Source organism: Mesorhizobium sp. M7A.F.Ca.CA.001.08.2.1, from assembly GCF_003998455.1.
Lineage (GTDB): Bacteria > Pseudomonadota > Alphaproteobacteria > Rhizobiales > Rhizobiaceae > Mesorhizobium > Mesorhizobium ciceri.
Map to the genome: position 1 here is coordinate 1 of NZ_RZPW01000486.1, position 4,813 is coordinate 4,813.

At 62.9% G+C, this 4,813-nt stretch carries 4 protein-coding genes and 2 pseudogenes; all 6 read left to right on the plus strand.

The features are described from left to right. Nucleotides 1-247, plus strand: a pseudogene (gene phnK / locus EN914_RS24365) (phosphonate C-P lyase system protein PhnK); the annotation flags it as partial. Between the two features lie 208 nt (nt 248-455). Further along, complete coding sequence (phnL, locus tag EN914_RS24375) at nt 456-1,163, plus strand: phosphonate C-P lyase system protein PhnL (protein ID WP_013529517.1); 708 nt, start codon at nt 456-458, stop codon at nt 1,161-1,163. Continuing rightward, nucleotides 1,160-1,774: a DapH/DapD/GlmU-related protein gene (locus EN914_RS24380; RefSeq protein WP_013529516.1), complete on the plus strand. Its 615-nt coding sequence runs from the start codon at nt 1,160-1,162 to the stop codon at nt 1,772-1,774. The genes phnL and EN914_RS24380 overlap by 4 nt, the downstream gene beginning before the upstream one ends. Before the next feature lie 385 nt (nt 1,775-2,159). Further along, a pseudogene (gene phnC, locus EN914_RS24385) lies at nt 2,160-3,016 on the plus strand (phosphonate ABC transporter ATP-binding protein). A gap of 92 nt (nt 3,017-3,108) precedes the next feature. Next, nucleotides 3,109-4,017 carry a phosphonate ABC transporter substrate-binding protein gene (phnD, locus tag EN914_RS24390; RefSeq protein ID WP_013529514.1) on the plus strand — a complete coding sequence of 303 codons (909 nt, stop codon included), beginning with the start codon at nt 3,109-3,111 and terminating at the stop codon, nt 4,015-4,017. 57 nt (nt 4,018-4,074) lie between these two features. Beyond that, the coding region (locus tag EN914_RS24395) for an ABC transporter permease (protein ID WP_164778880.1) at nt 4,075-4,813 on the plus strand (739 nt) is incomplete at its 3' end.

Here is a 4,813-nt window from a genome sequence, read left to right on the forward strand (position 1 = left end):
GCCAACAGGCGGCCACGATGTCTCGGTGCAAGCCCGCCTGCTCGACCTGCTGCGTGGTCTGGTCACCGATCTCGGTCTGGCGGCCATCGTCGTCACCCACGACCTTGCCGTGGCACGGCTCTTGTCGCAGCGCATGATGGTGATGAAGGACGGCCGCGTCGTCGAAAGCGGCCTCACCGACCGCGTGCTCGACGACCCGCGCGGGCCTTACACGCAATTGCTTGTTTCCTCGATTCTGCAGGTTTGACGATGGCGCCAAGGCACCCCCCTCTGGCCTGCCGGCCATCTCCCCCTCAAGGGGGGAGATTGGCTATCGTCCTCGGTTTCGCCACTCTCCAACGTTGCAGAACAAGCGCAACGAGAAAGCTGCCGATCTCCCCCCTTGAGGGGGAGATGCCTGGCAAGGCAGAGGGAGGCGTTGGCCCGCAAACGAACGACAATTGGAGGCCCTTCTGATGGCAACCCCCCTCGTTGTCTCCGACGTCGCCAAGAGTTTCACCATGCACCTGCGCGACGGCATCAAACTGCCTGTTGTCGCCGGTGTCTCGTTCTCGATCAGGGCTGGCGAATGCACCGTGCTCGGCGGTCCTTCCGGTGCCGGCAAGAGCTCGATCCTGAAGATGCTCTACGGCAACTACGCCGTCGACGAAGGCCAGATCATCGTCACGCATGATGATGGGCTGATCGACCTCGCCACCGCCAGCCCGCGCACCGTGCTGGCCATACGCCGGCAAACGATCGGCTATGTCAGCCAGTTCCTGCGCACCGTGCCGCGCGTCTCGGCGCTCGACGTCGTCGCCGAACCGCTGGTCGAGCGCGGCGAGGATCGCGAGATTGCCCGCGGCAAGGCGCGCGCCTTGCTGGCGCAGCTCAACCTGCCGGAGAAACTCTGGGCCTTGCCGCCTGCGACCTTCTCCGGCGGCGAGCAGCAGCGCGTTAACATCGCGCGCGGCTTCATCACCGAGCATCCGATCCTGCTGCTCGACGAGCCGACAGCCTCGCTCGATGCCAGGAACCGCGATGTCGTGATCGAACTCATCGCCGCCAAGAAGGCTGCAGGTGTCGCCCTGCTCGGCATCTTCCATGACCACGATGTACGCGAGGCGGTTGCCGACCGCATCATCGACGTCACCGCTTTCGCGCCCGGAAAAATCGCCGCATGACCAGGAAATTATCCGAGACGCCGCTGGTCCACCCGACGGCGGATGTACAGAATTCGACGCTCGGCCGCTGGACCGAGATCGCCGACCGTAGCCGGGTCTCGGAAAGCGAACTTGGCGACTATTCCTACATGATGCAGGACTGCTCGGTCTGGTGTGCGACGATCGGCAAGTTCGCCAACATCGCGGCCAGCGTGCGCATCAACGCCACCAACCACCCGACCTGGCGGCCGACGCTGCACCACTTCACCTATCGCGCCTCGGACTACTGGGACGATGCCGAGCACGAGAGCGAATTCTTCGCCCAACGCCGCGCCAAGCGGGTCACCATCGGCCACGACACCTGGCTTGGTCACGGCTCGACCATCCTGCCCGGTGTCACCATCGGCGATGGCGCCGCGGTCGGCGCCGGCGCTGTCGTCTCGAAAGATGTAGCGCCCTATACGATCGTCGCCGGCGTGCCGGCAAAGCCGATCCGCGAGCGCTTCGATCGCCGCACGGCCGAACGCTACCAGGCGCTGGCCTGGTGGCACTGGGACCATGCAAGGCTGCGCGCTTGCCTTGAGGACTTCCGTGAGCTGTCCGCAGAGGCATTTCTGGAGAAGCATGGTTGACGCGAATGGTGCTTTCATCGAACTAATAATCACCCAACCCAGAGCCATGGAGCATATGTGACCTTTATTGTCGTAATACCTCTTTTCATTGGACTGGGGTTGGTCGCGTTGGGAATTTTGGTGATTAAGCTTGCAGCTAAGCGTTGGAGGCAATCCGACGTTGGCTCTTCAATAACGTTGATGATATTAGGCTGTGTTTTGTTCACGGCGGCGATAGCTCCACTCTATATGCTGTGGGTCCTTGCGCAACTTACAGGTAAGCCAGGCTGACAAGCTAAGGCCTGTGGAGCGTAACAAAACTGACATCATCGCGACACGGCAGGTTCATGTGGCTGCGTTAGGCGAGAGCCTGACGATCAATGGTCCCGGACTGGAACCTGCCCCCATGCCAGCAAATTCCGCCACGCTCGAAATCCGCGGTGTCACCCGACGATTTGGCAAGAACACTGCCGTCAGCGACATCAACATCGCGATCCCGCAGGGTCAGATGGTTGGCATTATCGCCGTTCGGGCGCCGGCAAATCAACCCTCCTTCGCATGATCAACCGTCTCATCGATCCCAGCCAGGGGTCGATTTTTTTTGACGGCGCCGAGGTCTCGAAGCTGAGCGGCTCGCCGCTGCGGCGCTGGCAGCGCGACTGCGCCATGATCTTCCAGCAGTTCAACCTGGTGCCGCGCCTCGACGTGCTGACCAATGTGCTGCTCGGCAAGCTGAACCACCGCTCGACCATCACCAACCTGTTCGGCATGTTCTCCCGCGCCGAATGCGCCGAGGCGGTCGCGGCACTCGAGCGGCTCGACATCGCCCGCACCGCGCTGCAGCCCGCCGGCACCTTGTCGGGCGGCCAGCAGCAGCGCGTCGCCATCGCTCGTGCCATGATGCAGCAGCCCAGAGTGATCCTCGCCGACGAGCCGATCGCCTCGCTCGACCCGCTCAACGCCAAGGTGGTGATGGATTCGCTGCAGGACATCAATCTGCGCGAAGGCATCACCGTCGTCACCAATCTGCACACGCTGGACACCGCCCGCACCTACTGCAACCGCATCATCGGCATGGCTGCCGGCAAGGTCGTCTTCGACGGCCCGCCGGAAGAGCTCAACCGCGAGGCGGTGCGCCTCGTCTACGGCGCCGACAGCAATGGCCAGGAAATCTCCGAGGCCATCACCTCGACCAGCGTTGCCTTCAGCCGAAAGATCGCCGCATCCGCCGGACCGCTCGAGCCCGCATTCCCGGGATATTGAGAGCGGTTGGGATCGCCAGCCCACGTCAAGGGCACCTGTCAAAATCGATAACGCTGCCGGCGCGGGGCCGGAACCTACAGGAGAAATATCCAATGTTCAGGAAGATGGTCTTTGGCGCCGTTTCCGTGCTCGCCATGGCGACCAGCATGGCCCATGCCGCCGACATGAAGGAATTTCGCGTCGGCATTCTCGGCGGCGAAAACGAAACCGACCGGCTGCGCAACTACCAGTGCCTCGCCGACCATCTGAAGGCCGAATTCGGCTTCGAAAAGGTCTCGCTGTTCCCCGCCGCCGACTATGACGGCGTCATCCAGGGCCTGCTCGGCGGCACGCTCGACTTCGCCGAACTCGGCGCTTCCGGCTACGCCAGCGTCGCTCTCAAGGACCCGAAGGCGGTCACCCCGATCCTCACCACCCAGCAGACCGACGGCGCCACAGGCTATTATTCGATCGGCCTGGCGCTGAAATCCTCCGGCATCACCGACATCAAGTCGGCCAAGGGCAAGAAACTCGGCTACGCCGATCCGGATTCGACCTCCGGCTATCTGATCCCGCTGACCCAGATCCCGAAGGACACCGGCGCTTCGAACGAAAAATTCTTCGCCTCGACCCAGTTCAACGGCGGCCACGAGAACAACGTTCTGGCCGTGCGTGACGGCAAGGTCGACGTGGCGGTGGACGATTCCTCCGGCATCGGCGACTTCAAGGACGGCTACACCTCGGGCACCTTCCACAAGGAAGTCGCCAAGGGCGCTGTCGACCCCAACGACTTCGTCGAAGTTTGGCGCTCGGGCCTGATCCCGAACGGCCCGCTGGTCGTGCGCACCGCGCTCGGCAGTGAAATGACCGCCAAGCTCGCCGACTTCTTCACGCAGTTGCCGAAGAAGGACAAGGCATGCTTCGAAGGCGTCGAGGGCGGCGATTTTACCGGCTACGTCCCGGTGAAGGCGGACTTCTACAACGTCATCGTCGAAGCCCGTAAGGCAGCCATCGGCGGCTAACGGCGAAATCAGGAAGGGCGGCGTCGAGAAAACGCCGCCCTTCTTGCATGTCCGATCATGACCCTTTCCGTGACAGCCCCTTCCGGCGCCACTCATCAGATGGCCGACGCCTGGCGTCGCCAGACGTCCTTGCGCCGGCTCTACACCGCCATCGGTGTCGGCCTGCTCATCACTGCGCTCGGCAGCACCATGTGGTTCGCCGACGAGGCCAATGCCGGGCATTTCTTCGACCGGTTGCCGCATTTGCTGGATTTCCTGAGCTGGCTCGTCCCCAAGGACTGGAACGATGTCTGGCGGGCGATGTTCGACATCGCTTCCCCGCATGACACCGGTACCCAGGAATTCAATTTTCCGCTTGGCCGCTCCTATGTCTGGGGCAGCTTCTACATCCCCGAATATTTCGAGCTGATGCTGACCACGCTCAACGTGGCCCTGGTCTCGACCTTCATCGGCTTCGTCTTCGCCGTGCCGTTCTCCTTCATCGCGGCGCGCAATTTGACGCCGCATCCGGTGCTGCGGCTGATCGTCAAGCGCCTCATGGAACTGCTGCGCGCCTTTCCCGAGATCGTCATCGCCGGCCTGTTCGCCGCCATCGTCTCGATCGGCCCGATCGCTGCCATCATCGCCATCGGCCTGCATTCGATCGGCGCGCTGGGCAAGCTGTTCTACGAGATCAACGAGAACATCGACATGCGCGCCGAGGAAGGCCTGAGGGCCGTCGGCGCCAACTGGTTCGAGCGGGTGCGCTTCGCCGGCCTGCCGCAGGTGCTGCCCAACTTCATGTCCTACACGCTGC

Coding starts and splice junctions, on each gene's coding strand:
- phnL (WP_013529517.1), top strand. CDS start 456: ATGGCAACCCCCCTCGTTGTCTCCGACGTCGCCAAGAGTTTCACCATG.
- EN914_RS24380 (WP_013529516.1), top strand. CDS start 1,160: ATGACCAGGAAATTATCCGAGACGCCGCTGGTCCACCCGACGGCGGAT.
- phnD (WP_013529514.1), top strand. CDS start 3,109: ATGTTCAGGAAGATGGTCTTTGGCGCCGTTTCCGTGCTCGCCATGGCG.